This window comes from Kocuria himachalensis, assembly GCF_054784195.1.
This window is the reverse complement of record NZ_BAAGPL010000019.1, coordinates 112,475-138,743: the sequence shown is the minus strand read 5'-3', so window position 1 is coordinate 138,743 and position 26,269 is coordinate 112,475. Positions and strand designations below refer to the sequence as shown.

Annotated in this window: 23 protein-coding genes; 14 read left to right on the top strand and 9 right to left on the bottom strand. The window is 73.8% G+C overall.

What is annotated here, in order from left to right; all coding sequences use genetic code 11:
* Positions 1 to 168 precede the first annotated feature (168 nt).
* The 5 genes from ACYVM4_RS12990 to ACYVM4_RS12970 all read left to right on the top strand — a co-directional run bounded on the left by ACYVM4_RS12990 (position 169) and on the right by ACYVM4_RS12970 (position 5,136).
* Positions 169 to 312: a hypothetical protein gene (locus ACYVM4_RS12990; RefSeq protein WP_460668808.1), complete on the top strand. Its 144-nt coding sequence runs from the start codon at positions 169 to 171 to the stop codon at positions 310 to 312.
* Positions 300 to 1,754, top strand: a complete 1,455-nt coding sequence (locus ACYVM4_RS12985) for a M28 family peptidase (protein WP_460668807.1) — start codon at positions 300 to 302, stop codon at positions 1,752 to 1,754. The genes ACYVM4_RS12990 and ACYVM4_RS12985 overlap by 13 nt, the downstream gene beginning before the upstream one ends.
* 259 nt (positions 1,755 to 2,013) lie before the next feature.
* Positions 2,014 to 3,600, top strand: a complete 1,587-nt coding sequence (locus ACYVM4_RS12980) for a M20/M25/M40 family metallo-hydrolase (RefSeq protein WP_460668806.1) — start codon at positions 2,014 to 2,016, stop codon at positions 3,598 to 3,600.
* 64 nt (positions 3,601 to 3,664) lie between these two features.
* Positions 3,665 to 4,375: an HAD family hydrolase gene (locus ACYVM4_RS12975; protein WP_368821393.1), complete on the top strand. Its 711-nt coding sequence runs from the start codon at positions 3,665 to 3,667 to the stop codon at positions 4,373 to 4,375.
* A gap of 62 nt (positions 4,376 to 4,437) precedes the next feature.
* On the top strand, positions 4,438 to 5,136 hold the full coding sequence (locus tag ACYVM4_RS12970) for a haloacid dehalogenase type II (RefSeq protein WP_368821394.1): 699 nt from the start codon (positions 4,438 to 4,440) through the stop codon (positions 5,134 to 5,136).
* A gap of 9 nt (positions 5,137 to 5,145) precedes the next feature.
* Here ACYVM4_RS12970 and ACYVM4_RS12965 read toward each other — a convergent pair whose 3' ends face one another.
* The 4 genes from ACYVM4_RS12965 to ACYVM4_RS12950 form a co-directional block, all read right to left on the bottom strand.
* Positions 5,146 to 6,153: an NADP-dependent oxidoreductase gene (locus ACYVM4_RS12965; RefSeq protein WP_460668805.1), complete on the bottom strand. Its 1,008-nt coding sequence runs from the start codon at positions 6,151 to 6,153 to the stop codon at positions 5,146 to 5,148.
* Positions 6,154 to 6,211: 58 nt separating this feature from the next.
* Positions 6,212 to 6,634: an organic hydroperoxide resistance protein gene (locus ACYVM4_RS12960; RefSeq protein WP_368821396.1), complete on the bottom strand. Its 423-nt coding sequence runs from the start codon at positions 6,632 to 6,634 to the stop codon at positions 6,212 to 6,214.
* Positions 6,635 to 6,639: 5 nt separating this feature from the next.
* A complete protein-coding gene (locus ACYVM4_RS12955) occupies positions 6,640 to 7,128 on the bottom strand; it encodes a MarR family winged helix-turn-helix transcriptional regulator (protein WP_460668804.1) in 489 nt (162 codons plus the stop codon).
* A gap of 68 nt (positions 7,129 to 7,196) precedes the next feature.
* Positions 7,197 to 10,052 (bottom strand): FAD-binding and (Fe-S)-binding domain-containing protein, encoded by a 2,856-nt coding sequence (locus ACYVM4_RS12950; RefSeq protein WP_460668803.1) that lies wholly within the window; start codon positions 10,050 to 10,052, stop codon positions 7,197 to 7,199.
* A gap of 230 nt (positions 10,053 to 10,282) precedes the next feature.
* Between ACYVM4_RS12950 and ACYVM4_RS12945 the strand changes: the two genes are divergently transcribed.
* Together ACYVM4_RS12945 and ACYVM4_RS12940 are read left to right on the top strand one after the other, a co-directional pair.
* Positions 10,283 to 10,441 carry a hypothetical protein gene (locus tag ACYVM4_RS12945; RefSeq protein WP_165979625.1) on the top strand — a complete coding sequence of 53 codons (159 nt, stop codon included), beginning with the start codon at positions 10,283 to 10,285 and terminating at the stop codon, positions 10,439 to 10,441.
* On the top strand, positions 10,438 to 11,037 hold the full coding sequence (locus tag ACYVM4_RS12940) for an RBBP9/YdeN family alpha/beta hydrolase (protein WP_460668802.1): 600 nt from the start codon (positions 10,438 to 10,440) through the stop codon (positions 11,035 to 11,037). The genes ACYVM4_RS12945 and ACYVM4_RS12940 overlap by 4 nt, the downstream gene beginning before the upstream one ends.
* Before the next feature lie 7 nt (positions 11,038 to 11,044).
* Here the strand turns inward: ACYVM4_RS12940 and ACYVM4_RS12935 are convergent, their stop codons facing one another.
* Both ACYVM4_RS12935 and ACYVM4_RS12930 read right to left on the bottom strand, forming a co-directional pair.
* Positions 11,045 to 11,968 carry a metallophosphoesterase gene (locus ACYVM4_RS12935; RefSeq protein WP_460668801.1) on the bottom strand — a complete coding sequence of 308 codons (924 nt, stop codon included), beginning with the start codon at positions 11,966 to 11,968 and terminating at the stop codon, positions 11,045 to 11,047.
* A gap of 13 nt (positions 11,969 to 11,981) precedes the next feature.
* A complete protein-coding gene (locus ACYVM4_RS12930) occupies positions 11,982 to 14,138 on the bottom strand; it encodes a transglycosylase domain-containing protein (protein ID WP_368821401.1) in 2,157 nt (718 codons plus the stop codon).
* 91 nt (positions 14,139 to 14,229) lie between these two features.
* Between ACYVM4_RS12930 and ACYVM4_RS12925 the strand changes: the two genes are divergently transcribed.
* From ACYVM4_RS12925 to ACYVM4_RS12915, 3 genes are read left to right on the top strand one after another with little or no spacing between them, the layout of a single operon-like run.
* Complete coding sequence (locus ACYVM4_RS12925) at positions 14,230 to 14,424, top strand: DUF4177 domain-containing protein (protein WP_133409226.1); 195 nt, start codon at positions 14,230 to 14,232, stop codon at positions 14,422 to 14,424.
* Between the two features lie 40 nt (positions 14,425 to 14,464).
* Positions 14,465 to 14,950: a RidA family protein gene (locus ACYVM4_RS12920; RefSeq protein WP_095651153.1), complete on the top strand. Its 486-nt coding sequence runs from the start codon at positions 14,465 to 14,467 to the stop codon at positions 14,948 to 14,950.
* The gene (locus tag ACYVM4_RS12915) at positions 14,934 to 15,854 is read left to right on the top strand and encodes an NUDIX hydrolase (protein WP_460668800.1); all 921 of its coding nucleotides are present in this window, start codon (positions 14,934 to 14,936) and stop codon (positions 15,852 to 15,854) included. Before ACYVM4_RS12920 ends, ACYVM4_RS12915 begins: the two co-directional genes overlap by 17 nt.
* A gap of 131 nt (positions 15,855 to 15,985) precedes the next feature.
* Here ACYVM4_RS12915 and ACYVM4_RS12910 read toward each other — a convergent pair whose 3' ends face one another.
* Entirely contained in the window at positions 15,986 to 16,663 is a 678-nt protein-coding gene (locus tag ACYVM4_RS12910) for a Crp/Fnr family transcriptional regulator (RefSeq protein WP_017832519.1), read from the bottom strand.
* A gap of 255 nt (positions 16,664 to 16,918) precedes the next feature.
* Here ACYVM4_RS12910 and ACYVM4_RS12905 point away from each other — a divergent pair, with 255 nt between their 5' ends.
* A complete protein-coding gene (locus ACYVM4_RS12905; protein WP_460668799.1) occupies positions 16,919 to 18,082 on the top strand; it encodes a MarP family serine protease in 1,164 nt (387 codons plus the stop codon).
* 4 nt (positions 18,083 to 18,086) lie between these two features.
* On the opposite strand, the gene aroQ is transcribed toward ACYVM4_RS12905, so the two are convergent.
* Positions 18,087 to 18,536, bottom strand: coding sequence for a type II 3-dehydroquinate dehydratase (gene aroQ / locus ACYVM4_RS12900; RefSeq protein WP_368821407.1), 450 nt, complete (start codon positions 18,534 to 18,536; stop codon positions 18,087 to 18,089).
* Positions 18,537 to 18,652: 116 nt separating this feature from the next.
* Positions 18,653 to 20,602, bottom strand: coding sequence for an acetate--CoA ligase (gene acs / locus ACYVM4_RS12895; protein ID WP_460668798.1), 1,950 nt, complete (start codon positions 20,600 to 20,602; stop codon positions 18,653 to 18,655).
* 175 nt (positions 20,603 to 20,777) lie between these two features.
* On the opposite strand from acs, the gene nth reads away from it, so the two are divergent.
* The 3 genes from nth (at position 20,778) to ACYVM4_RS12880 (ending at position 26,250) form a co-directional block, all read left to right on the top strand.
* Complete coding sequence (gene nth / locus ACYVM4_RS12890; protein WP_368821409.1) at positions 20,778 to 21,653, top strand: endonuclease III; 876 nt, start codon at positions 20,778 to 20,780, stop codon at positions 21,651 to 21,653.
* 29 nt (positions 21,654 to 21,682) lie between these two features.
* On the top strand, positions 21,683 to 22,429 hold the full coding sequence (locus ACYVM4_RS12885) for an NUDIX hydrolase (RefSeq protein WP_368821410.1): 747 nt from the start codon (positions 21,683 to 21,685) through the stop codon (positions 22,427 to 22,429).
* 110 nt (positions 22,430 to 22,539) lie between these two features.
* Positions 22,540 to 26,250, top strand: a complete 3,711-nt coding sequence (locus tag ACYVM4_RS12880) for an nSTAND1 domain-containing NTPase (protein WP_460668797.1) — start codon at positions 22,540 to 22,542, stop codon at positions 26,248 to 26,250.
* The last annotated feature ends 19 nt before the right edge of the window (positions 26,251 to 26,269 follow it).

Genomic DNA, 26,269 nt, shown 5'->3' with positions numbered 1-26,269 from the left:
CCCGCCCCCGGCAGTTCACGCCGGGGGCGGGGCCGTTCTCTCTGCCACAATGCGCACGGTCGTTGTGCCGCCGCCCGGGAGCTGGGATTCTGTGCGTATCGCTCCATCAGCTCGTTGAAGCCGCTGTCCTGGTCGAGCCCCCGATCGGCCCCTGCCCCGGGAGATCCCATGCGCCACCGCACCCATCACCACCGGACCGTGGTCGCCGCAGCGGCCCTCGCGTTCTCGAGCTCCGGCGCCGCGAGCACCGGCACCGGGAACGACGACGTCCCCGCCGCCGCGGGGCCGACCGCGCCGGGGTGGTCGCTGTGACCGCGGCGGCCGTCCCTCCCGACAAGGTGCTGGAGCACCTCGAGGTGTTCCAGGCCATCGCGAACGCCAACAACGGCAACCGGGCCTCGGGTACGTCCGGCTACCGGGGCAGCGTGGACTACGTGGTCGGCAGGCTGCGCGCCGCCGGCTACGCCCCGCGGGTCCAGGACTTCACCTTCCCCTTCTTCCAGGAGGTCGCCCCGGCCACGGTCAGCGCGGGCGGCCGGCAGCTCGCCGCGGAGGACGTCGCGGTCATGACCTACTCCGGTTCGGGGACCGTGACCGCACCGGTGCAGGCCGTGGGAACCACCGGGGAACCGGCGGCGAGCACCAGCGGGTGCGCGGCCGAGGACTTCGCCGACTTCGTGGCCGGGAACATCGCGCTGCTCCAGCGGGGCACGTGCGCCTTCGGGGTGAAGGCCGCCAACGCGGCGGCCGCCGGGGCGTCCGCGGTGCTGATCTTCAACACCGGACTGCCGGGGGCGGAGGGCGTGGTCGCGGGGACCCTGGGCGAACCGGGGGCGACGACCATCCCCGTGATCGGCCTCAGCTACGCCGCCGGCAAGGCGCTGCTGGGCGGGGGCGAGGTGACGGTCAGCACGCAGACCGTCTCCGAGAGCCGGGAGACCTTCAACGTCCTCGCCGAGACCCGCTCGGGCACCCCGGAGCGCACGGTCATGGTCGGCGCCCACCTGGACAGCGTCCCGGCGGGCCCCGGGATCAACGACAACGCCTCCGGATCCGCGGGGATCCTGGCCATCGCCGAGGCGCTCGCGGGCACCGAGACGGCCAACGCCCTGCGCTTCGCCTGGTGGGGCGCGGAGGAGTTCGGCCTGCTCGGCTCCCGCCACTACGTGGCGGACCTCAAGGCCAACGATGCCGCGGCGCTCGAGAACGTCGCCCTGTACCTGAACTTCGACATGATCGGCTCCCCGAACCACGGCCGCTTCGTCTACGACGGCGACGCCTCGGCGTTCGGCCCGGAGGACGGCTCGGTTCCCGCCCCGGCGGGGTCGGCCGCGATCGAGGCGGCCTTCCACGAGCACTTCGGCTCCGTGGGACTGGCCTCCGGCGAGACCGAGTTCAGCGGCCGCAGCGACTACGGGCCGTTCATCGCCGAGGGCATTCCCTCCGGCGGCCTCTTCACCGGCGCCGAGGGGATCAAGACTGTGGAACAGGCCGCGCTGTTCGGCGGACGGGCCGGCATCGGCTACGACTTCTGCTACCACGCGCGGTGCGACGACCTCAGCAACATCGACCTCCGGACGCTGGACGAGATGACCGACGCGGCCTCCGCCGTGGTCCTGCGCTTCGCGAACTCCACCCTGGACCTCGAGGAGGAGGGCCGGCGGCTGCGCACCGCAGTGGGGCCCATTCCCGCCGCCACGGTCGACCAGGGCCATGGCCCGAGCAACGCCGCCGACGAGAGGCAGTCGCAGTGAGGCCGGTGCGATGAGACCGGTGTCCTGAACCGGAGCCACGGACACGAGGCGGCCGCCCGCCGGTCCTGGCGCACGCGTGCCGAACGGCCCCGCCCCGGCAGTTCCACGCCGGGGCGGGGCCGTTCCCTTTCCCAAAACCCGCCGGACTATTGTGCCTCTGACCTGGGGCTGGGATTCTGTGCACAGTGCTCCACCTGTTCGATGGAGCCGATGACGGACACGGTCGAGCCCCTGATCGGCCCCGGCCCCGGGGGGACCCATGCCGCACCGCACACCCAGCCGTTGGACCGTGGCCGCCGCCCTGATCGGCGCCCTGGCGTTGTCGGCGCCGAGCGCCGTCGCGGCGCCACCGGGGGAGGGCGCCGGAGCGGCCGCCGGGACCGCCACGGCCGTTCCACCGGAGCAGGTGCTGGAGCACCTCGAGGTGTTCCAGGCCGTCGCCCACGCCAACAACGGCAACCGTGCCTCGGGCACGCCCGGCTACCGGGGCAGCGCGGACTACGTGGTCGGCAGACTGCGGGCCGCCGGCTACGCCCCGCGGGTCCAGGCGTTTCCGTTCCCCTTCTTCCAGGAGGTCGTCCCGACGACGGTGGCCGTGCCTGGACCGGGCGGTGCCCCGCGGACCCTGACCGCCGCGGAGGCGGCCGTGATGGTCTACTCCGGCTCGGGCACGGTGACCGCACCGGTGCAGGCCGTGGAGACCACCGGCGCCCAAGAAGCGAGCACCAGCGGGTGCGAGGCCGAGGACTTCGCCGGATTCACGGCGGGCAGCGTGGCGCTGCTCCAGAGGGGCACGTGCACGTTCGGGGTGAAGGCCGCCAACGCGCAGGCCGCCGGGGCGTCCGCCGTGCTGATCTTCAACACGGGACTGCCCGGCGAGGAGGGCGTGGTCGCCGGCACGCTGGGGGAGCCCGGTGTCACGAGCCTCCCGGTGGTCGGTCTCAGCCACGCGGCCGGGACCGCTCTGCTGGGCGGGGGCGAGGTGACCGTGACGGCGCAGACCGTCTCCGAGACCCGCCAGACCTACAACGTCCTCGCCGAGACGAGCACCGGCGACCCCGGGAACACGGTGATGGTCGGCGCCCACCTGGACAGCGTGCCCGAGGGTGCGGGGATCAACGACAACGGCTCGGGCTCCGCAGGGATCCTGGCCATCGCCGAGGCGCTCGCGGGCACGGAGACCACCAACACCGTGCGCTTCGCCTGGTGGGGCGCGGAGGAGTTCGGCCTGCGCGGGTCCCGCCACTACGTCGCGGACCTGAAGGCGAACGATCCCGGGACGCTGGAGGACATCGCGCTGTACCTGAACTTCGACATGATCGGCTCCCCGAACCACGGGCGCTTCGTCTACGACGGGGACCACTCCGCGTTCCCGCCCGTGCAGGGTCCCGACGGTCCCGTGACGGCCCCGGAAGGCTCCGCCGCGATCGAGGCCGCGTTCCACGAGCACTTCGGCTCCGTGGGACTGGCCTCCGGCGAGACGGAGTTCAGCGGCCGCAGCGACTACGGGCCGTTCATCGCCGAGGGCATTCCCTCCGGCGGTCTCTTCACGGGCGCGGAGGGGATCAAGACCGCCGAGCAGGCGGCCCTGTTCGGTGGCCGGGCCGGGGTCGCCTACGACTTCTGCTACCACGGCGCGTGCGACGACCTCGCCAACGTCGACGTCCGGGGCCTGGCCGAGATGACCGACGCGGCGGCCGCCGTGGTCCGGCGCTTCGCGGCCTCCACCCAGGACCTCGACGGCGCGGGCGGACAGCAGGGAAGCCGGGAGCTCCCGCTCGGCCCCGCCACCGTGGACCAGGGCAACGGCCCGGGCAACGCCGCCGAGGTCCCTCCGGCCCGGTGAACGGAGGGTCCCCGGCTCGGCGTTGGCCATTGCCCACCCGGCCACCGGGTGGGAGGGTGAGGCCATGACTGCTCCCCGGACCCCCGACTCCTCCGCGCCGGCCAGGCGCGGCGTCCTCTTCGACGTCGACGGCACCCTCATCGACTCGAGCTATCTGCACACCGTCGCCTGGTGGCACGCCTTCAACCAGGCCGGCCACGACGTGCCCATGCACCGCATCCACCGGCTCATCGGCATGGGCTCGGAGCAGCTGATCGACGAACTGCTGCCCGCGGACCGGGACAAGGACGGGGACGACGCCATCGGTGACGCCCACGGGGCCCTGTTCTCCGTGCACTGGCCGGGGCTCAAGCCCACCCGCGGCGCGGCGGAGCTGCTGCGCCGCTGCGCCGATGCCGGGCTCGTGGTGGTGCTGGCGTCGTCGTCGAACGTCACCGAGGTGGCGGCCATGCGGGAGGCCCTCGGCTCGGACGACCTGCTCACAGCGGTCACGACCGCCACGGACGCCGAGCACAGCAAGCCCGCCCCGGACATCTTCGCCGCCGCGCTCAGAGCGGGGAACCTGCGCCCCGAGGACGCGATCGTGGTGGGGGACGCCCGCTGGGACGTCGAGTCCGCGTGGAAGCTCGGCCTCGACGCCGTGTGCCTGACGAGCGGCGGGATCAGCGAGGCGGAGCTGCGCGAGGCCGGGGCCGTGGCCGTCTACGCGGACCCGCAGGCCCTGCTGGACGACTTCGAGAACAGCCCCCTGGGCCGGCTCGTCCCGGCGGGCTGAGCGCTCCCCGCCGGCGCCCGCGCGGACCACACTGTGCACCACTGCGAACGGAAGGCCCCGCCATGACCACCGACGACCGACCCGTCCTCGTGTTCGACGTGAACGAGACCCTCTCGGACCTGGGACCCCTGCACCACGCCTTCGAAGAGCTGGGGGTGCCGGGGGAGCTGGCGGCCACGTGGTTCGCCTCCGTCCTGCGGGAGGGCTTCGCGCTGGCCGTCCACGGAGAGGCCCAGCCGTTCTCCGTGCTGGGGCAGGAGGTGGCGCGCGCGCTCTTCACCCTGCACCCGCCGGCCGGGGGCGTGGAGCACGCCGTGGCCCGCGTCCTGGACGCCGTGCAGCAGCTGCCCGTCCACGCCGACGTCCCGGACGGGGTGCGGTCCCTGGCGGAGGCCGGGTTCCGGCTCACCGCCCTCACCAACGGCTCCGCGGCCACCGCCGAGGGACTGCTGGAGCGGGCGGGCGTGCGGCAGCACTTCGAGCAGGTCCGCTCCGTCGAGGACGCCCCCTGCTGGAAGCCGGCGTCCGAGGCCTACACCTGGGCGAGCGGGGCGTGGGGCGTGCCGCTGGAGCAGATGCTCATGGTCGCGGTGCACCCGTGGGACCTGCACGGTGCCGCCCGGGCGGGGATGCGCACGGCCTGGATCGACCGGTACGGCTCGCCCTATCCGCAGTACGCGCGCACCCCGGACATCAGGGTGTCCGGGGTGCGGGAGCTCGCCGCGCGGCTGAAGGCCGGCGGCGCCGAGGTCACGGACTGACGGCCGGGCTCACAGCCTGACGACCATCTTCCCGGTGTTGGCCCCGGCGAGCAGATCGATGAACGCCTGCGGCGCGTCGTCGAGCCCCTCGCGCACGGTCTCGTCCCACTGGATCTCGCCAGCGGCCAGCCAGCCCGCCATCTTCTCGCGGAACTCCGGGCCCAGGTCCTGGTGACCGCTCACCAGGAAGCCCTGCAGACTCAGCATCTTGCCGATCGCCAGCGCCAGGTTCCGCGGCGCCGCCGGCGGCTCGGTCGCGTTGTACTGCGAGATCGCCCCGCACAGGCACACGCGGCCGTGGGTGTTCAGCGCGGAGATCGCCGCCTCCAGGTGCTCGCCGCCCACGTTGTCGAAGTACACGTCGATGCCCTCGGGCGCCGCGCGCCGCAGCTGGGGGAGCACCGGGCCCTCGTGGTAGTCGAAGGCGGCGTCGAAGCCCAGCTCCAGCAGGCGGGCGACCTTCTCGGGCGAGCCGGCGCTGCCGATCACCCGCGCAGCGCCGCTGAGCTTGGCGATCTGTCCCACCAGTGAGCCCACGGCTCCCGCGGCGCCCGAGACGAACACCGTGTCCCCGGGCCGGAACCGTGCCGCCGCCATGAGGCCGGCGTACGCGGTGAGCCCCGGCATGCCGAGCACGCCCAGATAGGCGGACTCCGAGGCCAGCGCGGGGTCCACCACGGTGGCGGAGCCGGCGTCGACCACCGCGTGCTCGCGCCAGCCGGCGCCGTGCAGCACGGTGGTGCCCACCGGCAGCTCCGGCGCGGCGGAGGCGACGACCTCGCCCACGGCGGCGCCGTCGAGCGGACGGTCCACCTGGAACGGCGGGACGTAGGACTTCACGTCGTTCATCCGGCCGCGCATGTACGGGTCCACGGACATCCAGCGGTTGGTGACCACGACCTGTCCGGGGCCGGGCTCGGGCAGCGCCGTCTCCTCGAGCCGGAAGTTCTCGGGCGAGGGGGTGCCCTGGGGGCGGGAGGCGAGCACGATCTGTCGGGTGCTGGTGGGCGGGATCATCGGTTCTCCTGGGGGTGGAAGGCCTGCGCGGCGTGGAAGGGGGCGGGGGAGCGGGGGATCAGTCCTCGGCGACGGTCACGCGGACGTCGACATTGCCGCGGGTGGCGTTCGAGTACGGGCACACCTGGTGGGCCTTGTCGGCCAGGGACTGGGCGGTGGCCTGGTCCAGGTCCGGGATCACGACCTCCAGGTCCACCTCGAGGCCGAAGCCGCCCTGGCCGTTGCCGCCGATGCCCACGCGGGCCCCGACGCTGGAGTCGCCGAGCTTGACCTTCTCCTGCCGGGCCACCATCTGCAGGGCGGAGTGGAAGCAGGCGGCGTAGCCGGCGGCGAAGAGCTGCTCGGGGTTCGCGCCGTCGCCGGAGCCGCCCATCTCCTGCGGGACGGCCAGTCCCAGGTCGATCCGGCCGTCGGTGGTGCGGGTGCGGCCGTTGCGGCCGGCGCCGGTGGCGAGGGCCTCGGCGGTGTAGACGGTGTCCATGCTGGTCACTCCTGGGTGTCGGTGGTGGTCGGTCCGGCGGTGTCCGGGCCGGTGCTGCTGGTGGCGTCCCCGTCGGCGGGCGCGCCGATCCTGCGGGCCAGTGTCCGCAGCGTCTGCATCTCGGCGGCGGTGAGCCCCGAGGCCTCCAGGACGCGCTGCTGCACGGCCGGGGCGCGCTCGCGCAGCCGGTCACCGGCCGGCGTGAGGTGGACGGTGACCCGCCGCTCGTCGTGGTGGCCCCGGCGGCGCCCGAGGAGGCCGCCGGTCTCCATGCGCTTCAGCAGCGGGGAGAGGGTGCCGCTGTCCAGGCGCAGGCGGGCGCCGAGCGCCGAGACGGTCTGCCCGTCCTCCTCCCACAGCGCGAGCAGCACGAGGTACTGCGGATAGGTCAGGCCGAGCTCCGCCAGCGGCTCGCGGTAGGCCGCGGTCGTGGCCCGCGAGGCGGCGTAGAGCGCGAAGCACAGCTGTGCGTCGAGCCGGAGGTCTGCGTCCATGCCCCCAGGGTGGCACAGAAATAAGTTGTACACAACTCAGTTGTGCACAATAGGTGAGGCGGGGCGGCTCAGCGGGTCGCCTCCTCCAGGTGCTCCAGCACGTGCCGGTACGGGTGTCCGGTGGCCTCCGTCATGCCCTGCTCGCACGTGCGGTTGAGCGACGCGTAGGCGTCGAAGCGGCGGCCGGTGACCTCGCGGGCCTCGGCCGCGGTGGCCGAGGCCGTGAACTCGGGGTGCAGCATGCCGCGGTCCCCGGCGTAGGCGCAGCAGCCCCAGGCCTTGGGCACGACCACGTCCTCGCTGATCGCCCGGGCCAGCGTCTCGAAGGCGCCGGTGATGCCCAGGTGCACGCTCGAGCACGTGGGGTGCAGCGCCATCGACCCGATCGGGCGGCTGACCGACAGCCGCCCCAGCACCCGGTCGGCCACGAACTCGACCGCGTCCACGAACCGCAGCGTGTGGTACCGGCTGGAGGCCGCAGCCAGCCCGGCCATGGTCTCCAGGCCCTCGGTGCAGGACGCGGCGTCGCAGACGACCGGCAGCTCGCCCTGGCGGGTCGCCTCCCACAGGGCCGCCAGCGTCCGCTCCGACATCGTGGCGTACCCGGTGGGCAGCCCCTTCGACTTCCACGGCGTCCCGCAGCACAGGCTGCCGATGCCCTGCGGGACGGTGACGTGCACCCCGGCGCGGTCGCACAGCGCCAGGAACGCCTCGGAGGCGGTCAGGCCCGTGCCGTCCCCGGGTCGTGCGGCCGTGCCGAACATCGAGTTGATGCACGCCGGGAAGAACACGGCCTCCGCGGCCGGGTCCTGCCGGTGCGGCCGGGGCGGGCCGCCCGCGGGCAGCTCGTCCTTGTACTGCGGCACGTGCTCGGCGCCGAGCACGGCCCGGGCCGCGGCGGTCGCGGCGGCCGGCAGCGCGGTGGGCAGGACCTTCGCGGCGGTCAGGCCGAGCCCCGCGCCCGTCGTCGTCGCCCCCCACGCCTTTGCGGCGGCGCCCCAGCCGGCGTCCGCGACCCGGCTGTGGTCCTCGGCGCGCAGCCGGCGCACCAGGTCCCCCGTGTTGATGAGCACGGGGCAGGCCGTCACGCACATCCCGTCCACGGCGCACGTCTGCAGGCCCTCGTAGTCGTACTCGGCGCGCAGCCGGGCGGCGAGCTCCGCGTCACCGCGCTCCTCGGCCGCCGCGATCTCCCGGCGGCCCACGATGCGCTGCCGCGGCGTGAGGGTGAGGTCCTTGGACGGGCACACCGGCTCGCAGTAGCCGCACTCCACGCACCGGTCCACCTCCTGCTCGACCGTGGGCGCGGTCTTGAGGTCCCGCACGTAGACGGTGGGGTCCTCGTTGAGCAGCACGCCCGGGTTCAGCAGCGCGCCCGGGTCCACGAGCCGCTTGAGCTGGACCATGACGTCGTAGAGCTCGTCCCCGTACTGCCGGCGCACGAACGGCGCCATGTTGCGGCCGGTGCCGTGCTCGGCCTTGAGTGAGCCGTGGTGGTCGAGGACCAGGGCGACCATGTCCTCGGTGAAGCGCTCGTAGCGGGCCAGCAGGTCCGGGCGGTCGAACTGCTCGTTGAGCATGAAGTGCACGTTGCCGTCCTTGGCGTGCCCGAAGATCACGGAGTCCCGGTAGCCGTGGGTGTCGAAGAGCTCCGTGAGCTGCTCGCAGGTCTCGCCGAGCTCCGCGACGGGGACGACGACGTCCTCGAGCAGCGCGTTGGACCCGCTCGGCCGCGCCCCCGCCACGGTGGTGTAGAGGCCCTTGCGCACGGTCCACAGCGCGGCGCGGGCCGCGGGGTCGTCCGTCAGGGCGGGCGGCGCCGCGAGGTCCAGGGTGCGGAACAGCCCGGCGGCCGCCGCGGAGAGCTCCTGCTCCTCCTCGCGCGTGCGGCCCTGGTACTCGACGAGCAGCGCCGCGTGGTCGCTTACGTCGATGTCCAGGATCTGCGCCGGCGCCAGCCCCGTGCGCTGCGAGACCTTCAGGGACGTGGCGTCGAGCAGCTCGACCGTGGCGGAGCGGACCGCCACCAGGGCGGGGACCGTGCGGGTGGCCGCGGCCAGGTCCGGGAACACCAGCAGCCCCGTGGAGGCGAAGGGCAGGATCTCCACCGTCCGGAAGACCGCCTGGGCCACGAAGCCCAGGGTGCCCTCGCTGCCGATCAGCAGGTGCTCGAGGATCCGCACCGGCTCGTCGTGGTCCAGGAAGGAGTTGAGGCCGTAGCCCATCGTGTTCTTCATCGAGAACTGCCGCTCGATCGTGCGCACCGACACGGGGTCCTGGCGCACGCGGTCCCGCAGCCGCAGCAGGCCCTCGTGCAGGGCGGGCTCGAGCTCCCGCAGCCGCCGGTCGGCGTCGGGGGCCGCGGTGTCCACCCGGGTCCCGGACGGCAGGACGAACACCATGGACTCCAGCGTCCGGTACGTGTTGGCCTCGGTCCCGCAGGCCATCCCCGAGGAGTTGTTGGCCACCACGCCGCCGATCGTGCACGCGGACTCGCTCGCCGGGTCCGGCCCGAGCTTGTGCCCGTACGGGGCCAACCGGGCGTTGACCTGCCGCACCGTGGCCCCCGGCTGCACCCGGACCCGCCGGCCGCCGTCCAGCACCTCGATCCCCCGGAAGTTCCGCCGCACGTCGACCAGCACCTGGTCCGTCACGGACTGCCCGGACAGCGACGTCCCGCCGGAGCGGAAGGTCAGGCCCAGGCCGTGACGGGCGACCGCGCGGAAGAGGTTGCCCATGTCCGCTGCCGAGCGCGGGCGCACCACCGCCGCGGGCTGCAGCAGGTAGTGGGAGGCGTCGTGGGCCAGCGCGCGGTGCTCGAGCTCCGAGTCCACGACCGCGTCGCGGCCGCACCAGGTCCGGAGGTCCTCCAACAGGGCCTCGGTGGCGGGGACGGGGGCGCGGTGGGCGCTGGGGGCGGTCATGGGGTCTCCTGACGGGGAGTCGGGGCGGCCGGCGTGGTCCACGCCACATCCTATGGTGTGACCACAGGTGTCCGCCCGCTCCGCCCTCCCGTTCGTGCCCTCCGCTCGTGCCCTCCGCTCGTGCCCGTCCGGCGACCCGGAGCGTGCGGGGGATTGTGGGCGGCGCCGTTTTGGGGGAAGCTCGGGCCACGGGCCCGCCGGCCCGCGAGCCGACCCTGGAGGAGACCACCATGGACCCCATCTGCCCGTCCTGCGGCGGACCCCTGCGCCAGATCCCCGAGGACCAGTGGCCCGAGGGCGGCCCCGTGCCCGAGGGCACGGTCGAGATGTACCTGTGCGACAAGACCAACCACCGGATCATCGTGGCGGTCCCCGAGATCTCCGGGTGAGCGCCCCCGAGCCGGACGTCCGCCGCGTCGTGGTGGTGCACGGCTACGACGCCGCCCCCGACCAGCACTGGTTCCCGTGGTTGCGCGAACGGCTCACCGCCGAGGGCGTGCGGACGGTCGTCGTGGAGCTGCCGGAGCCGTCCTTCCCGGAGGCCGGGGCGTGGCTGGACGCGGTGGCGCGGGCGGTGGGCGAGCCGGACCGGCACACCCACCTGGTGGGTCACAGCCTGGGCTGCATCACGCTCCTGCGCCACCTCGCCGGTCTGCCCGAGCCCTGGGCGCTGGGCGGGCTGGTGCTCGTGGCCGGCTTCACGGGACGGCTCGAGGGCGTGCCGCTCCTGGACGAGTTCCTCGCCGAGGACGTGGACGTCTCCGCGGTGCGCGCCAACGTCCGGCGCCGGCTGGTGCTGCGCTCGGACGACGACCCGACCGTGCCGCCGGCCGCCACCGAGGCGCTCGCCGAGCGTCTGGGCGCCCCGGTGCGGGTGGTGCCGGGGGCCGGGCACTTCTGCGGCTCCGACGGCGTCACCCGCCTGCCCGCCGTGCTCGACGCCCTGGTGCCGCCCGGTGGCTCCGGGGCGCGGGCGTCCGGGTAAGAGCTGCTCAGTCCGTGAGCGTCAGGAGCACGGCCTCCGGCGGGCAGAACAGCCGGATCGGGGCGAAGCGGGACGTCCCCAGGCCCGCCGAGACGTTGACCGGCACCCCGCCCTGGGTGATCAGCCCCTTGCAGCGCTCCGGCTCGAGATCGCAGTTGCTGACCAGCGCCCGCCCGCCCGGCAGGCACACCTGCCCGCCGTGCGTGTGCCCGGCCAGCACCAGCTGCGCGCCGTCCTCGGCGAAGCGGTCGAGGGTCCGCAGGTAGGGGGCGTGGGCCACCCCGAGGCGCAGGTCCGCCGTCGCGGGGTCCCCGAAGCCGGGGTGCCGGTCGTAGCCCAGGTGCGGGTCGTCCACCCCGGACAGGTCCAGGGTCAGGCCCGCGACCTCCATCCGGGCGGAGCGGTTGATCAGCGGCGTCCAGCCCACGGCGTCGAACGCGTCGTGCATGTCCTGGGTGGGCAGCAGGGGCGCCTCGTCCCGGCCCTCCCCGGAGGTGTCCCGCCACAGGTACCGGAACGGGTTCTTGGGCCGCGGCGCGAAGTAGCAGTTGGACCCCGGGACGTAGGCCCCGGGGAAGCGGAACAGCGGCTCCAGGATCTCCAGCAGCCACGGCAGCGCCCCGGGGTGGGAGAGGTTGTCCCCGGTGTCCACCACGAGGTCCGGCTCCAGCGCCGCGAGCGAGTGCACGAACTCCCGCACCGCCCGCTGGCCCGGCCAGACGTGCAGGTCCGACAGGTGCAGGATCCGCAGGGGCGCGCTGCCCTCGGGCAGCAGGCGGAGCCGTTCCGTGCGCAGCTGGAAGCGGCGGCGCTCGACGACGACGCCCCACGCGCCGAGGCCCACCGCCGCTCCGGCACCGGCCGCCGTCACGGCGGCCGCGGTCCGCAGGGCGGGCGCGACGGCGCCCCGGGGGGTGTGCACGTGGTTCATTCCCGGTCCGGCCTCAGCCGGGCCGCGAGGTGCCGTTGCGGCCCTCGAGCACGCGGTCGGAGGGCTCCTCGAACTTGTCGGTGTCGTAGTCCCGGGCGACCTCGCGCATGAACTGCTGCCACTGGCCGCCGGCGTAGGTGGAACCGTCCACCCAGTCGTCGCCCTCGGTGCGCTCCCCGCCGATGGACAGCCCGTTCAGGGACCGGGAGCCGAACTCGTAGTTGCCGACCCAGGAGGCGGTGGCCAGGCCCTGGGTGTAGCCGACCATCCAGGTCTGGGTCGAGTTGTCCGTGGTGCCGGTCTTGGCGGCGGAGGCGCCCGGCAGGCCGATCTCGCGCTGCCAGCCCGAGCCCCGGATCAGGGTCTGGTTGAGCGCGTAGTTCACGCCGTCGGCCACGTCCTCGCTGATCACGCGCTCGCAGGACGTCTCGGGGATCTCGTACTCCTTGCCGGTGTAGTCCACGACCCGCTCGAGGGCGCGGGGCTCGCACATCTCGCCGCGGTTGGCGAACGCGGAGTAGGCCCGGGCCATGGTCATGGGCGAGATGTCCACCGAGCCGCCCAGCAGGGACGCGAGGACCGTGGTGTCCACGGGCTCGCCGTCCTTGCCGTTGACGATGCCCAGGGACTCGGAGATCTTCCCGATGTCGCACAGGTCGAGGTCCTCCGCCATCGCGTAGATCGCGGTGTTGATCGAGTTGTACAGGCCGAAGTCGGCCTCCATCTGCCGGGTGTAGCCGGACTCGGCGTTCTGGATCTCGAAGCCCTCGCCGTTGTTGCCGGGCTCGATCTTGTACCCGCGCTCGAGGCACGAGGCCTTCCACCGGTGGTCGGCGGGCCACCGGGTCTGCGTGGCGTCGATCGTGTCCTCGGCGCCGTTGCCGGCGTCGATCCAGGCGGCGTACGTCAGCGGCTTGTAGGTGGAGCCGACCTGGAAGCCGCCGGCCCCGCCCATCCACGAGTCCACGTTGAAGTTGTACGTGGTGTTGGAGGCGCCCTCGCCGGTCGAGTAGTAGGTGTTCTGCGCCATGGCCACGATGTCCCCGTTGGTGGGCTCGAGGGACACGAGTGCGGTGGACACGTTGTCCGGGTTGTCGTCCCGCGGCTGGGTCTCGTTGACCGCCTTCTCGGCCGCGCGCTGCGCCTCGACGTCGAGCGTGGTGGTGATGGTGAGCCCGCCGAGCTGCAGGGTCTTGAGCCGCTCCTCGGGCGTCTCCCCGAACGCCGAGTCCTGGAGGATGGAGTTCTCCACGTAGTCGCAGAAGTAGGGGGCGACCTCGGCGGCCGTGCATCCGGAGTTCGTGGGGTTGGGGTCCACCTCGATGGGCTCGGCGGCCGCGGCCGCGTGCTCCTCCGCGGTGATGGCCCCGGTGCCGAGCATCGTGTCCAGCACGATGTTGCGCCGCTCCGTGGCCGCCTCCGGGTTCGCGGCGGGGTCGTAGTAGTTGGGGGACTGCACCATCCCGGCCAGGACGGCGGCCTGGGAGATGCTCAGGTCGGACGCGGGGATGCCCCAGTAGTACTGGGCGGCCGCCTCCACGCCGTAGTTCTGCCCGCCGAAGAGCACCATGTTGAGGTAGCCCTCGAGGATCTGGTCCTTGCTCAGCTCCTGCTCCATGGACAGGGAGAGCTTGATCTCCTTGATCTTGTCCGCGTACCCCTTGTCGGCGCCGATGGTGGTGGCCTCCTCCCCGGCGCGGACCTGGGAGTCGATGAGCAGGTTGTTCACGTACTGCTGCGTGATGGTCGACGCGCCCTGGCGGGCGTCCGGGCGGATGATGTTGTTGCCCAGGGCACGCAGGATGCCGCCGAGGTCCACGCCGCCGTGCTCGTAGAAGTCACGGTCCTCGATCGCGAGGATCGCGGCACTCATGTGCGGGGACATCTCGTCCAGGGACACGGGGGTGCGGTTCTGGGCGTAGAACGAGGCGATCTCGGTCCCGTCCCGCGCCACCACGGTGGACGCGCGCGACATCGGCCCCGCCTCCATCTGGGCCGGGAGGTCCTTGAACCACCCGATGGAGGCGTTGGCGGCGAGGCCCGTGGCGGCTGCGGGGGGGACCAGGAGACCGGCGGCCACGATGCCGGCAACGATGCTCGTGGCGATGAACGCCACGACGTTGCCCAGGGCTGACGGTGCCTGCGCGGCAGGGTTCTTGCGGGAAGCCATTCGGACAGTCTACAAGCGCGAACCTGGCCGCGACCGGTGTGCCACCCGTCACGGCGGAGCGCGTCCCGGCGTTCGTGGCTACGCTGGGGCCATGACTACCTGGGAATACGCCACCGTGCCGCTCATGATCCACGCCACCAAGCAGATCCTCGACAACTGGGGCGACGACGGGTGGGAGCTCGTGACCGTGCTGCCCGGCAGCACCCCCGCGGACGTCCCGGCGGGCAACGTGAACGCCCCCGTCCAGACCAACCCCATCGCCTACTTCAAGCGGCCCAAGGCCTGATGGCCGGACGCCGCGCACCCGAGAACCCCGGAGGACTTCCATGAGCAACGGCTCCGCCGTCGAATCCCGCATCGCCGAGCTCGGCCTCGAGCTCCCGGCCGTCGCGGCCCCCGTGGCCGCCTACGTGCCCGCCGTGGTCACCGGCTCGTGGGTGCACACCTCGGGCCAGCTGCCCTTCGTGGACGGGCAGCTGCCCGCCACCGGGAAGGTGTCGGCCTCCGGGGCGGCGGGCACCGTCTCCCCGGAGGACGCCCACGAGCTCGCGGCCCGTGCCGCCCTCAACGCCGTGGCCGCGGTCAAGGAGGCCGTCGGGGACCTGGACCGGGTGGTCCGGGTCGTCAAGGTCGTCGGCTTCGTGGCCTCCGACCCGGGCTTCACCGGCCAGCCCGGCGTGATCAACGGCGCCTCCGAGCTGCTGGGCCGGATCTTCGGCGACGCGGGGGTGCACGCCCGCTCCGCGGTGGGCGTCGCGGTCCTGCCGCTCGACGCGCCGGTCGAGGTGGAGCTCGTTGCCGAGTTCCGCTGAGCCGCAGGCCCCGCGGCCCGGCCGCCTTCCGGCCGTGCGCTGGTTCGAGATCCCGGAGGGCCAGCGCGGGGCCGCGCAGGCCTGGCTCGAGCGGGGTGCCGGCATTCCCGGCAGCGCTCCCTCGCCCGCCGCCGCGGTCGTGTTCGTGCGGGACGGCGACCACGGCGTGGAGACCTACCTCAAGTACCGGCCGGGCAACTCACCGCTCGGCACCGTCGGGTTCCCCGGCGGCACCCTCGAGCCCCACGACGACGACCCCCTCGACTGGGCCGGGCCCGGTCCCGCCGACTGGGCCCGCAAGCTCGGCGTCGGGGACGACCTCGGCCGGGCGCGGCGCACCGTGGTCGCCGCGGTCCGCAAGGCGTTCGAGGAGACCGGTGTCCTGCTGGCGGGGTCGGACACGATGAGCACCGTGGAGTCCGTGGAGGGCGCCGAGTGGATGCGCTCCCGGGAGGCGCTCGCGGTGGGGGAGGTGTCCCTCGCCCAGGTGCTGGGCCGGCGCCGGCTCGTGCTGCGCTCCGACCTGCTCAAGCCCCTCGCGCACTGGATCACCTCCGACTTCGCCCACCGCCGCTACGACATCCACTACTTCACCGCGGTGGTCCCCGACGGGCAGGCCCCGTCCGCGCTGGAGTCGAAGAGCGTCTGGGGCCGCTGGGTGGACGCCGCGCAGGCCGTGGCCGACCCGGCGGGCAGCTGGCTCGGGGACCTCGTGGGGCAGGAGGACACCGTGGGCCGCACGATCGACGACCTCTCCTCGCCCGGAGTCCAGTGCGTGCTCGAGTCGGTCGCCGAGTGCTCCTCGGCCATCGCCTTCCTGGCGAAGAAGCGGGCCGTGGTGGCCCGCAACCCGGTGCTCGAGGTGCGTGAGGGCCGGCCCGTGCTGCGTCTCGACCTGGCCTGAGCCGTCCCGCGGCCGGGCGCCTTTCCGGGGCGGAGACGGGTCCGGGTGCTTCCCCCTGCGCGGACGCGCCCGGACGGGCAACGGCCCGGCCGCCCTTGCGGGTGACCGGGCCGTTGACCTCGGAGCGGGACTCAGCGGCTGCGCTGCTTGAGCCGCTGCAGGTCCAGGATCACCACGGCGCGCGCCTCGAGCCGGATCCAGCCGCGCTGGACGAACTCGGCCAGCGCCTTGTTCACCGTCTCGCGGGAGGCGCCGACGAGCTGCGCCAGCTCCTCCTGGGTGAGCTCGTGCGCCACGAGGATGCCGTCGGTGGCGGGCCGGCCGAACCGGTCGGCCAGGTCCAGCAGCGCCTTCGCCACCCGGCCGGGCACGTCGGAGAAGACCAGGTCGGCGAGGCTCTCGTTGGTGCGCCGCAGCCGGCGGGCCAGGGCCTGCAGCAGCTGCGCGGAGACGTCGGGGGAGCGCTCGATGACCTTCTTGAGGTTCTCGTGCTTGAGCCCGGCCAGGCGCGTCTCGGACACGGCGGTCGCGGACGTGGAGCGCGGGCTCGGGTCGAACAGCGCCATCTCGCCGAACAGCTCGCCCGGGCCCATGATCGCCACGAGGCTCTCGCGGCCGTCCGGAGCGGTGCGGCCCAGCTTGATCTTGCCCGAGATGATGAAGTACAGCTGGTCGCCCGGATCGCCCTCGTGGAACAGCGTGGAGCCGCGCGAGAGGTCGACCTCGGTGAGCTCCTCGGTGAGGGCGGCGAACGCCTGGTCGTCCAGGGACGCGAACAGGGGAGCGCGGCGGAGGACGTCGATATCCATGGTTCTCCTCAAGATGTGCCGCCGCCGGGCCGTGGCCCGCGGCGGCCGATGTCAGCGGGAGTCGCCCGCACCTGCGTGTGAGCGACCTAACGTACCTGACGTTCACTGTAGTGTCTCCGGCCCGCGAATCCCAAGGACGGGCGCGGCGGGCCCCGGGGCGGTGGCAGGCCGGCTCCACGGATCTCCCAGCCGCGCTCCCTATGCTGGTGGCTCGCTCCCCGGCCCCCGGCCCCACAGAACCCGCAGAGGAACCCGATGTCTCCGTCCTTCAACCTGCTCGACGTCCTGCTGGCCGTCGTGCTGCTGGGCTACCTCTTCTACGGGTTCAGCCGCGGCTTCTTCAACTCCCTGTTCTCCCTGACCGGGCTCGTGCTCGGCGGCGTGGCGGCGTTCTCCGCCGCCCCGTGGGTCAGCGCGCAGGTGGACCCGCAGTACCGGGTGGGCGCCGTGCTGGCCACGGTGCTGGTCCTGCTCGTGGCGGGCCAGATGCTGGGCGGGCTGCTGGGCCGCGCCCTGTCCGCCGCCACCGAGCGCATGCGCCTGGGCGCGCTGAACCGGATCGCCGGAGCCGCCCTCGACGTGGCCGTCGCCGCGCTCGTGCTCTCGCTGCTCGCCTCGCTCGTCGGCCAGCTGGGCATCCCGGCCGTGTCCCAGCAGGTCGCGTCCTCCACGGTGCTGCGCACGATCGACGAGCACACCCCCGGACCCGTGCGCGAAGCGGTGACCGAGGCGCGGGACGCCGTGGGCGGCGCCACCGGCATCCGTCAGCTCGACGCCCTGCTGTTCCCCGCGGAGGAGGCCCCCGACGAGAGCGTGAGCACGCCCGCCCTGGAGGAGACCGGGCAGTCCGTGGTGCAGGTGTACGGCATGGCGGTGGAGTGCAGCCAGAATCAGACGGGCTCGGGCTTCGTGACCGCCGCCGGGCAGGTGGTGACCAACGCGCACGTGGTGGCCGGGGTGGGCGAACCGGTGGTGCAGACCCGGGACGGTGAGGTGCACCCCGCCGACGTCGTCCACTACGACCCGGCCTCCGACCTCGCCGTCCTCTCCGCGCCGTCCCTGCCGCTGGCCCCCCTGCCGCTCGGGGAGGACCCCGCGGCCGGGGACCTCGTCGCCTTCATGGGGTACCCGCTGGGCGGGCCGTTCGCCGCCGGGCCCGCCACCGTGCAGGGCACGGCGCTCGCGCCCGTGCAGGGGACCGGCGGGACCATGGAGATCATCCAGCTGGCCGGCCAGGTCCAGCAGGGCAACTCCGGCGGCCCGCTCGTGGCGCAGGACGGCTCCGTCGTCGGCGTCGTCTTCGCGAAGGCCCTCGAGGGGCAGGTCGGCTACGCCCTCACGCTGGACGAGCTGCGCGGGGCGCTCGACGCCACCGCGGGCAGCACCCAGGCCGTGGGCTCCGGCTCCTGCGCGGCCTGAGCCGCTAGCCCTCCAGGGTCCGCAGCAGGTGCTCGACCGCCATCTCGTAGCCGAAGGCCCCCGCCCCGGCGATGACCACGTCCGCCTGCAGGGACACGTAGGACGTGTGCCGGAACGCCTCGCGCCGGTGCACGTTGGACAGGTGCACCTCGACCACGGGCAGCTCCGCCGCCTCGAGCGCGTCGTGGATCGCGATCGAGTAGTGCGTGAGGGCCGCGGGGTTGATGACGATCGCCGCGCCCTCGGTGCGGGCCTCCTGGATCCGGTCCACCAGGACGCCCTCGTGGTTGGACTGGTGGAACTCGACGTCCCACCCGCCCGCGGCGGCCCGGGTGCGCACGGCCTCCTCGATGTCCGCGAGCGTCGTGGTGCCGTACACCTCCGGGCGCCGGACGCCGAGCAGGTTGAGGTTGGGGCCGTTGAGGACGTAGATCGGTCTGCGCGTGGTGGTCATCCCCGCATCCTCTCATTCCGGTCCGAGCGTGGCCGGGCCCGGGCCCGGCGCCGGGACGCCGCAGCGCCCCCTCGCACGGCAGGAGCGAGGGGGCGCTGCGGGGCACGGGACGCGGACTACTTGGCCAGCGAGTCCACGATCTGCTGCATCACGGTCTGGTCCGCGAGGGTCGAGACGTCGCCGACCTCCCGCTCCTCCGCCACGTCCTTGAGCAGCCGGCGCATGATCTTCCCGGACCGGGTCTTGGGCAGCTCGGGGACGATGAGCACCTTCTTGGGCTTGGCGATCGGGGAGATCTCCTTGCCCACGTGGGCCCGCATCTCCTCGGCCAGCTCGGCCTTGTCCCGGCCCTCGGCGTCGGCCTGGTCGGACAGGATGACGAACGCGATCACGGCCTGGCCGGTGGTCTCGTCCGTGGCGCCCACCACCGCGGCCTCCGCCACGGACGGGTGGGACACCAGCGCGGACTCGATCTCCGGGGTGGAGAGACGGTGGCCGGAGACGTTCATGACGTCGTCGACGCGGCCGAGGATCCACACGTCCCCGTCGGCGTCGCGCTTGGCGCCGTCACCGGCGAAGTACATCTCGCCGAACCGGGACCAGTACGTGTCCACGTAGCGGTCGTCGTCGCCCCAGATGGTGCGCAGCATCGCGGGCCACGGCTCGCGCAGCACGAGGAAGCCCGACGTCTCGTTCTCCACGGACTGCCCGTTGTCGTCCACGACGTCGACCTTGATGCCGGGCATCGGCACCTGGGCGGAGCCCGGCTTCGCGACGGTCACGCCCGGCAGCTGGGAGATCATGATGGCGCCGGTCTCGGTCTGCCACCACGTGTCGACGATCGGGCAGCGACCGCCGCCGATGACCCGGTGGAACCAGGTCCACGCCTCGGGGTTGATGGCCTCGCCCACGGTGCCGAGCACCCGCAGGGAGCCGAGGTCGTACTCCGCCGGGATGTCCTCGCCCCACTTCATCATGGTGCGGATCGCGGTGGGGGAGGTGTACATGATCGTCACCCCGTACTTCTGCACGATCTCCCAGAACCGGCCGCGGTGCGGGGAGTCCGGGGTGCCCTCGTAGATCACCTGGGTGGAGCCGTTGACCAGGGGCGCGTAGGCGACGTAGGAGTGGCCGGTGACCCACCCGACGTCGGCGGTGCACCAGTAGACGTCCGTCTCCGGCTTGAGGTCGAAGACGTACTTGTGGGTGAACGCGCCCTGGGTGAGGTAGCCGCCCGTGGTGTGCATGATGCCCTTGGGCTTGCCGGTGGTCCCGGAGGTGTAGAGGATGAACAGTGGGTCCTCGGCGTCCTGCTCGGACGGGGTGTGCTCTGCGGAGGCGGCCTCGACGGCCTCGTGCCACCACACGTCCCGGCCCTCGGTCATCTCGATGTCGGCCTCGTTGCGGCGGACCACGAGCACGTGCTCCACGGTGGAGCCGCCGCGGGAGAGGGCGTCGTCGACGGCCGGCTTGAGCATGGAGGGCTTGCCGCGGCGGAAGGTCCCGTCCGCGGTGACCACGAGCTTCGCCTCGCCGTCCTCGACGCGCGAGAGCAGCGCGTCGGCGGAGAAGCCGCCGAAGACCACGGAGTGGATCGCGCCGATGCGGGCGCAGGCCAGCATCGCGATGACGGCCTCGGCGATCATCGGCAGGTAGAGGGCCACGCGGTCGCCCTTGGTGACGCCGAGGCTCTCCATGGCGTTGGCGGCCTTCGACACCTCGTCCTTGAGCTGGGCGTAGGTGTAGCTGCGGCTGTCGCCGGGCTCGCCCTCGAAGTGGATGGCCACCCGGTCCCCGTTGCCGGCGTCCACGTGGCGGTCCACGGCGTTGTAGCAGGCGTTGAGGGTGCCGTCCTGGAACCACTTCGCGAACGGCGGGTTCGACCAGTCGAGGACCTCGGTGAACTCCTTGTTCCAGCTCAGCAGCTCCCGTGCCTGGCGGCCCCAGAAGTCGACGCCCTCCTCCTCGGCCTGCCGGTAGAGCTCGGCGGTGGCATTGGCCTGAGCCGAGAACTCGGGGCTCGGCGCGAAGGTCCTGATCTCGGCGGGCGTGGTCTCTGAAGCCATGTGGTCTTCCCTTCTCGTGGCACACCGCGCACGGACCCCCCGATGGCACCGGACGTCCGTGTCACAGCTCACATAGTGTCGTTTTCACCCTAGACGATCGGTGCACCCGGTTCCACAGGGGCCACGCCGCACCGGGTCACGGAAGCCCTCCGTGCGCGCCGCCTAGAATCGGGGCATGGTCCCACCTGCTGTGCCCCGCCCGCCCGCCCACCTGCGCGTCGTGGACCCCGCGAAGGCGCGCGCCGGTGCCGTGCGCCGCCGCCGGACGGGCGCCCCGGAGTCCCCGCTGGCGCGCAAGCGGAGGGCCCGCCGGATCAACGCGGTGCTCGCCGAGGCGTACCCGTACGCGGTCGCCGAGCTGGACTTCCGCTCCCCGTACGAGCTGCTCGTGGCCACGGTGCTCTCCGCCCAGACGACCGACGTGCGGGTGAACGCGACCACGCCCCGCCTCTTCGCCGCCTGCCCCACGCCGCGGGCGCTCGCCGAGGCGGACGAGGCCGAGATCCAGGAGATCATCCGCCCGCTCGGCTTCTACCGGGCCAAGACCCGGGCGATCCGGACCCTGGCGCAGAAGATCGTGGATGACCACGACGGCGAGGTGCCCGGGCGGCTGGAGGACCTCGTCACCCTGCCCGGTGTGGGCCGCAAGACCGCCAACGTGGTGCTCGGCAACGCCTTCGGGATCCCCGGGATCACCGTGGACACCCACTTCGGCCGCCTCGCCCGCCGCTTCGGCTGGACGGAGGAGGAGGACCCGGTCAAGGTCGAGCGGGACGTCGCCGCCCTGTTCGAGCCCCGCGACTGGACCGACCTGTCCCAGCGGCTCGTCTACCACGGGCGGCGCATCTGCCACTCCCGGCGGCCCGCGTGCGGCGTGTGCCCCGTCGCGGACCTCTGCCCCTCCTACGGAGAGGGACCCACGGACACGGCCCAGGCCGCGGCCCTGCTCAAGTACGAGTTCGCCCCGGGCCGGGAGGAGCTGCTGGAGCTGTTCCTCGCCGGACGCACCCGGGCCCAGCTGCAGGCCGACGGCTGGCCGCTGAGCTCGTGAGCGGCACCGACCAGCGAGGAGGACGGCCCATGGGCGACGCCTACCAGGACCTGCTGCGCGTGGCCCGCAACGGCCGGCAGCTGCGGATGGAGGACCGCGAGCCGTGGCGGATCGGGCAGATCGACGAGAACTACCGCCGCTCGGCGGTGCTCATCCTCTTCGGGGCGCTCGACGACCTGCCCTCGCGCGCCACCGAGCACGCGGAGGGCGTGGGCCGGGACCTCGACGTGCTGCTGGTCCAGCGGGCCGCGACGCTGCGCTCCCACCCCGGTCAGGTCGCCTTCCCGGGAGGCCGCCTGGACCCCGAGGACGGGGACCTGCACGAGGTGCTGTCCGTGCCCGGGGGCGAGGTCAGCGCCGCCCACGTGCGCGCGGCCGTCCGCGAGGCCGAGGAGGAGACGGGTCTGGACCCGCGCGGGGTGGAGGTGCTCGGCGCCCTCGCCCCGGTGCCGCTGCCGGTCTCCAACCACCTGGTCACCCCGGTGCTGGGCTGGTGGCGGGATGTCTCGCCGGTGGACGTCGTGGACCACGCCGAGTCCTCCCTCGTCTTCCGCGTCCCCGTGCTGGACCTCATCGACCCGGCCAACCGGCACTCCGCGACCGTCACGCGCGGACGGCAGACCTACCGCTCGCCCGCCTTCACGGTCCCCGTGGCCGGCACCGCGTCCACCGTGACCGTCTGGGGGTTCACCGGCGTGCTCCTGGACCGGGTGCTCACCGCGCTCGGCTGGGCCGTGCCCTGGGACACCGGCCGGCTCCTGCCCGCACCGCTCTAGCACGTCCCGCGGTTCGGGTGCCCCTCCGGCCGCAACATTGCCGGTGCGCCGGAAAGCCGACTTACGATGCCAGGGTCCCCCGTGTCCACGACTTCCCAGGAGGCACCCCGGTGGCCTCGTCCCGACCCGGCCCCGAGCGGCCCCGGCTCGCCGAGCAGCTCAGCGCCGCGCGCCGTCGCCGCGGCCTGTCGGTCCGGGCGCTCGCGGCCTCCTGCCGGCTTCCCGCCAGCACCATCCAGGGCTGGCTCAGCGGGGCCCACCTGCCGGGCCCGGCCCTGCGCCCGGAGTTCACGGCCCTGCTGGACGCCCTCGGGCTGACAGACGAGCGCCCGGCGGAACTCTGGTGGGAGGACGTCATCCGCTCCCGCACCCCCGCCCGCCCGGACTCCACCCCGTACGTGGGCCTGCGCTCCTACCGTCCCGAGGACGAGACGCACTTCTTCGGCCGGAGCGCGGAGGTCGCCGTGCTCGGCGAGCGGGTGGCGGGGCTCGCGAGCGCCGTCGGGCCCCGCATCCTGGCCGTGGTGGGGGCCTCCGGTGCGGGCAAGTCCTCGCTGCTGGGCGCGGGGCTCCTCGGCCGGCTGCGGGCCGAGGGCGGACCCCTGCACGGGTGGAGCGCCGTGGCCACGACCCCGGGCCTCGACCCGGTGGGCCGGTTCGTGGAAGCGGTCGCGACGGCTCCGGACCTGCTCGTCGTCGACCAGCTGGAGGAGCTCTGGACGGGTGCCCGGGACGAGGAGGAGCCCGGGCGGTTCCTGGACCGGCTCGCCGCGGCGAGCCGGGACCGGGTGGTCGTGGTCGGTCTGCGGGCGGACTTCTTCGGCACCGCGAGCCGGCACGCCGAGCTGCGCGCCGCCCTGGAGCGCCCGGTGCTGCTCGGCGCGCTGACCCGCGAGCAGCTGGAGCAGATCGTCGTGGGCCCCGCGGAGGCCGTCGGCGCCCGCGTCTCCCCGGACCTGGTCGAGGTGATCCTGCGGGACGTCGCCCCCCGCGGCACGGAGGCCGGCGTGGGCCTGCTGCCGATGCTCTCCCAGGCGATGCTCGGCACCTGGGAGCACGCCCGCGCCCGGGAGCTGACGGTGGCCGACTACCACGCGGCGGGCGGCATCACGGAGGCCGTGGAGCGCCGGGCCGAGGAGGTGCACGCCCGGCTGGGCCCGCGCGAGCGGGAGGTGGCCCGCGCGGTGTTCCTGCGGCTCGTGCGCGTGGTCGGCACCGGGACCTCCGCCACGGTGGTGCGCACCCCGGTGCTCCGGGAGGAGCTGCCGGAGGGCGGGGCGGCCGTGGTCGAGGAGTTCGCCCGCGCCCGGCTGCTGACCATCGACCGGGACGAGATCCAGCTCGGACACGAGTCCCTGCTGGACCACTGGTCCCGGCTCAGCCGCTGGATCGAGGACAGCCGCCGCGACCTCTACGTCCGGCAGCAGCTGCAGCGCGCCACGCAGATGTGGCTCGCCAACGACCGCGATCCCCTCGCGCTGATCCCGCTGGGCCAGCTCGCCTCCTTCCGGGACTGGACCGGGGACCCCCGCCAGCAGGCGCTGCTGAGCCCTGCCGAGCGGGAGTACCTGGCGGAGAGCGAGCACCACTACGAGGACGCCCTGGAGCGGCAGAAGCGCAGCGCCCGGGAGATCGAGCGGCGGGGCCACGTGGCCCTCGTGCTGCTCGCCCTGGCCGTCTGCGCCGCTGTGGTGGCCGGTGCGCTGGGCGTCCGGGCGGAGCGCTTCCAGGCCGTCGCGGAGACCGCCCGCGACGAGGCGCTCTCCCGCCAGACCGCGCTCGAGGCCTCGCGGATCCGGGGCGAGTCGCCCAACCTCGCCTCGCAGCTGAGCCTCGCCGCCTACCGGATGGCCCCCACCCGGGAGGGCACCTCCGCGCTCATCGACGCGACGGCGGTGAGCTCTCCCGAGCGGTGGCTGGGCCGCGACGGCGCGTCCCGCCTCGCGGCGCTGGACGACGGCTCGGTGGTGGCGCGCGCCGCCGGGGACGGGCGGTTGTCCGTGTGGCGGGACTTCGAGAGCCTGGTCGAGGACCGGGAGGACATCGTGGTCGTCGAGGGTGACGAGCGGGGCCTGGCCGATGTCGACCTCGTCGAGCGGGACGGCAGGGTCCTCGCGGCCACCGCGGGGACGGGCCACGTCAGCCTGTGGGACGTCACGGACCGGCCCGCGCAGCGCCTCGCCGGTCTCGAGGTGGACGCCGGGACCCTGTTCAACGCGGTGGTGTTCTCGCCCGACGGGCGGCAGCTGCTGGCCGGCGGGAGGGGCGAGGTGCTGCGCTGGTCGCTCGGGGACCCGGCGTCCCCGGAGACGCTGCCGCGGCTGCCCCTGGGCGAGGACGCCGACGTCCTCGCCGTCGCCGCGGCCGTCGACGGCACCGTCTACGCCGGCGGGAGCTCCGCGGGCATCAGCCGGTACGCCACCGACGGCCGGCGCACCGAGCGCCTCGAGGCGGTCGCCACCAGCCGGATCGTCCGGTCCCTCGCCCTCGACGACGACGGCGCCCGCCTGGCCGTGGGCCTCAGTGCGCGCGAGCTGAGGCTCTACGACGTGGAGGGGGACCGGCTGGCGGAGGCCGGGACCGTCCGCGACTTCGGCAGCTGGGTCAGCGACGTCAGCTTCTCCCCGGACGGCCGGCAGCTCGTGGCCGCGAGCTACGACCAGAACGCCTACGTGCACCGGCTGCCCGACCTCGCACGCGTCGACGTGTTCCCCACCGCCGCCCGGGTGACGGGGGCCCTGCAGGTGGGCGAGCGGCTGATCACCGCCTCCCAGGACGGCACCACCCGCTCGTGGGACCTGGAGGGCCCGGTCATCCACCGGCGCGGGGGACCGGTGTACCAGCTCTCCGCCGACCGCTCGGCCACCGTCCTCAGCGCCGTGGGCACCGGCAACGGCGTCGTCTCGCTCTTCGACCTCACCGGGGACGTGCCCGTCCCGCTGCCGTCCCCGGAGCCCCCGCCCGGGAAGACCCTCTGGTACGCGGGCGCCGTGGCGCCCGACGCCTCGTTCGTGGCCGGCGGCACCGAGGACGGGGACCTCCTGCTCTGGCCCCTCGAGGACGGGCGCCCGCAGGAACCGGCGCGGGCCGCGGCCCTCGACGTCGGGATCACGGGCACCGACGTCACGGCGGACGCCTCCACCATCGCGGCGTGGTCCGAGGTCGGCACCGAGATCGCCCTCCTGCGCCGTGACGCCGGGGGAGGGGTCCGGCGCGTGGCCTCCGTCCCGGTGGCCGGGACGGAGGCGGCGCGGTTCAACGCCTCGGGCACGGTGCTCGCCGCGGCGGACGACGACGAGCACGTGCAGCTGTGGGACGTCTCCGACCCCGCGGCGCCGCGGCGGACCGCGGAGCTCACCCTCGACTCCGTCGCCACCTCGGCCGTGTTCTCCCCGGTGGACGACGTCCTGGCGGTGGGCACCGAGGACGGCCGGGTGCGCCTCTGGGACGTCGCGGACCCGTCCGACCCCCACCCGCTGGGCGAGACCTCCGACGCCCTCTCCTCCGTCAAGGGGCTGCAGTTCTCCCCGGACGGCACCCTGCTGGCGGGCGCCTCCGGCGACAAGTTCGTGTGGATGTGGAAGGTCGGCGCCGCGGACCTGGAGGTCTACGCGGCCCTGTCCGCCTCAGGGGACCGGATGAACGACGTCCGCTTCGTCGGCGACCGGCTGATCGCCACCGGCGACGACGGCGTGGTGCGCAGCTGGCTGGTGCGGGCCGACGACGCGGTCGCCGCCGTCTGCTCGACCCGCGGCGACCGGATCACCGAGGACGAGTGGCGCCGGCACGTGACGGGTGCCCCGTACCAGGACCTGTGCTGAGCCCCCCGGCTCGTCCGCG

Excerpts from the sequence above, each read along its gene's own strand:
- ACYVM4_RS12920 (WP_095651153.1), top strand. The coding sequence starts at position 14,465 with ATGAGCAACGGCTCCGCCGTCGAATCCCGCATCGCCGAGCTCGGCCTC.
- ACYVM4_RS12885 (WP_368821410.1), top strand. The coding sequence starts at position 21,683 with ATGGGCGACGCCTACCAGGACCTGCTGCGCGTGGCCCGCAACGGCCGG.
- ACYVM4_RS12975 (WP_368821393.1), top strand. The coding sequence starts at position 3,665 with ATGACTGCTCCCCGGACCCCCGACTCCTCCGCGCCGGCCAGGCGCGGC.
- ACYVM4_RS12990 (WP_460668808.1), top strand. The coding sequence starts at position 169 with ATGCGCCACCGCACCCATCACCACCGGACCGTGGTCGCCGCAGCGGCC.
- ACYVM4_RS12955 (WP_460668804.1), bottom strand. The coding sequence starts at position 7,128 with ATGGACGCAGACCTCCGGCTCGACGCACAGCTGTGCTTCGCGCTCTAC.
- ACYVM4_RS12960 (WP_368821396.1), bottom strand. The coding sequence starts at position 6,634 with ATGGACACCGTCTACACCGCCGAGGCCCTCGCCACCGGCGCCGGCCGC.
- ACYVM4_RS12945 (WP_165979625.1), top strand. The coding sequence starts at position 10,283 with ATGGACCCCATCTGCCCGTCCTGCGGCGGACCCCTGCGCCAGATCCCC.
- ACYVM4_RS12965 (WP_460668805.1), bottom strand. The coding sequence starts at position 6,153 with ATGATCCCGCCCACCAGCACCCGACAGATCGTGCTCGCCTCCCGCCCC.
- aroQ (WP_368821407.1), bottom strand. The coding sequence starts at position 18,536 with ATGACCACCACGCGCAGACCGATCTACGTCCTCAACGGCCCCAACCTC.
- ACYVM4_RS12980 (WP_460668806.1), top strand. The coding sequence starts at position 2,014 with ATGCCGCACCGCACACCCAGCCGTTGGACCGTGGCCGCCGCCCTGATC.
- ACYVM4_RS12930 (WP_368821401.1), bottom strand. The coding sequence starts at position 14,138 with ATGGCTTCCCGCAAGAACCCTGCCGCGCAGGCACCGTCAGCCCTGGGC.
- ACYVM4_RS12935 (WP_460668801.1), bottom strand. The coding sequence starts at position 11,968 with ATGAACCACGTGCACACCCCCCGGGGCGCCGTCGCGCCCGCCCTGCGG.
- nth (WP_368821409.1), top strand. The coding sequence starts at position 20,778 with ATGGTCCCACCTGCTGTGCCCCGCCCGCCCGCCCACCTGCGCGTCGTG.
- ACYVM4_RS12950 (WP_460668803.1), bottom strand. The coding sequence starts at position 10,052 with ATGACCGCCCCCAGCGCCCACCGCGCCCCCGTCCCCGCCACCGAGGCC.
- ACYVM4_RS12905 (WP_460668799.1), top strand. The coding sequence starts at position 16,919 with ATGTCTCCGTCCTTCAACCTGCTCGACGTCCTGCTGGCCGTCGTGCTG.
- ACYVM4_RS12910 (WP_017832519.1), bottom strand. The coding sequence starts at position 16,663 with ATGGATATCGACGTCCTCCGCCGCGCTCCCCTGTTCGCGTCCCTGGAC.
- acs (WP_460668798.1), bottom strand. The coding sequence starts at position 20,602 with ATGGCTTCAGAGACCACGCCCGCCGAGATCAGGACCTTCGCGCCGAGC.
- ACYVM4_RS12925 (WP_133409226.1), top strand. The coding sequence starts at position 14,230 with ATGACTACCTGGGAATACGCCACCGTGCCGCTCATGATCCACGCCACC.
- ACYVM4_RS12970 (WP_368821394.1), top strand. The coding sequence starts at position 4,438 with ATGACCACCGACGACCGACCCGTCCTCGTGTTCGACGTGAACGAGACC.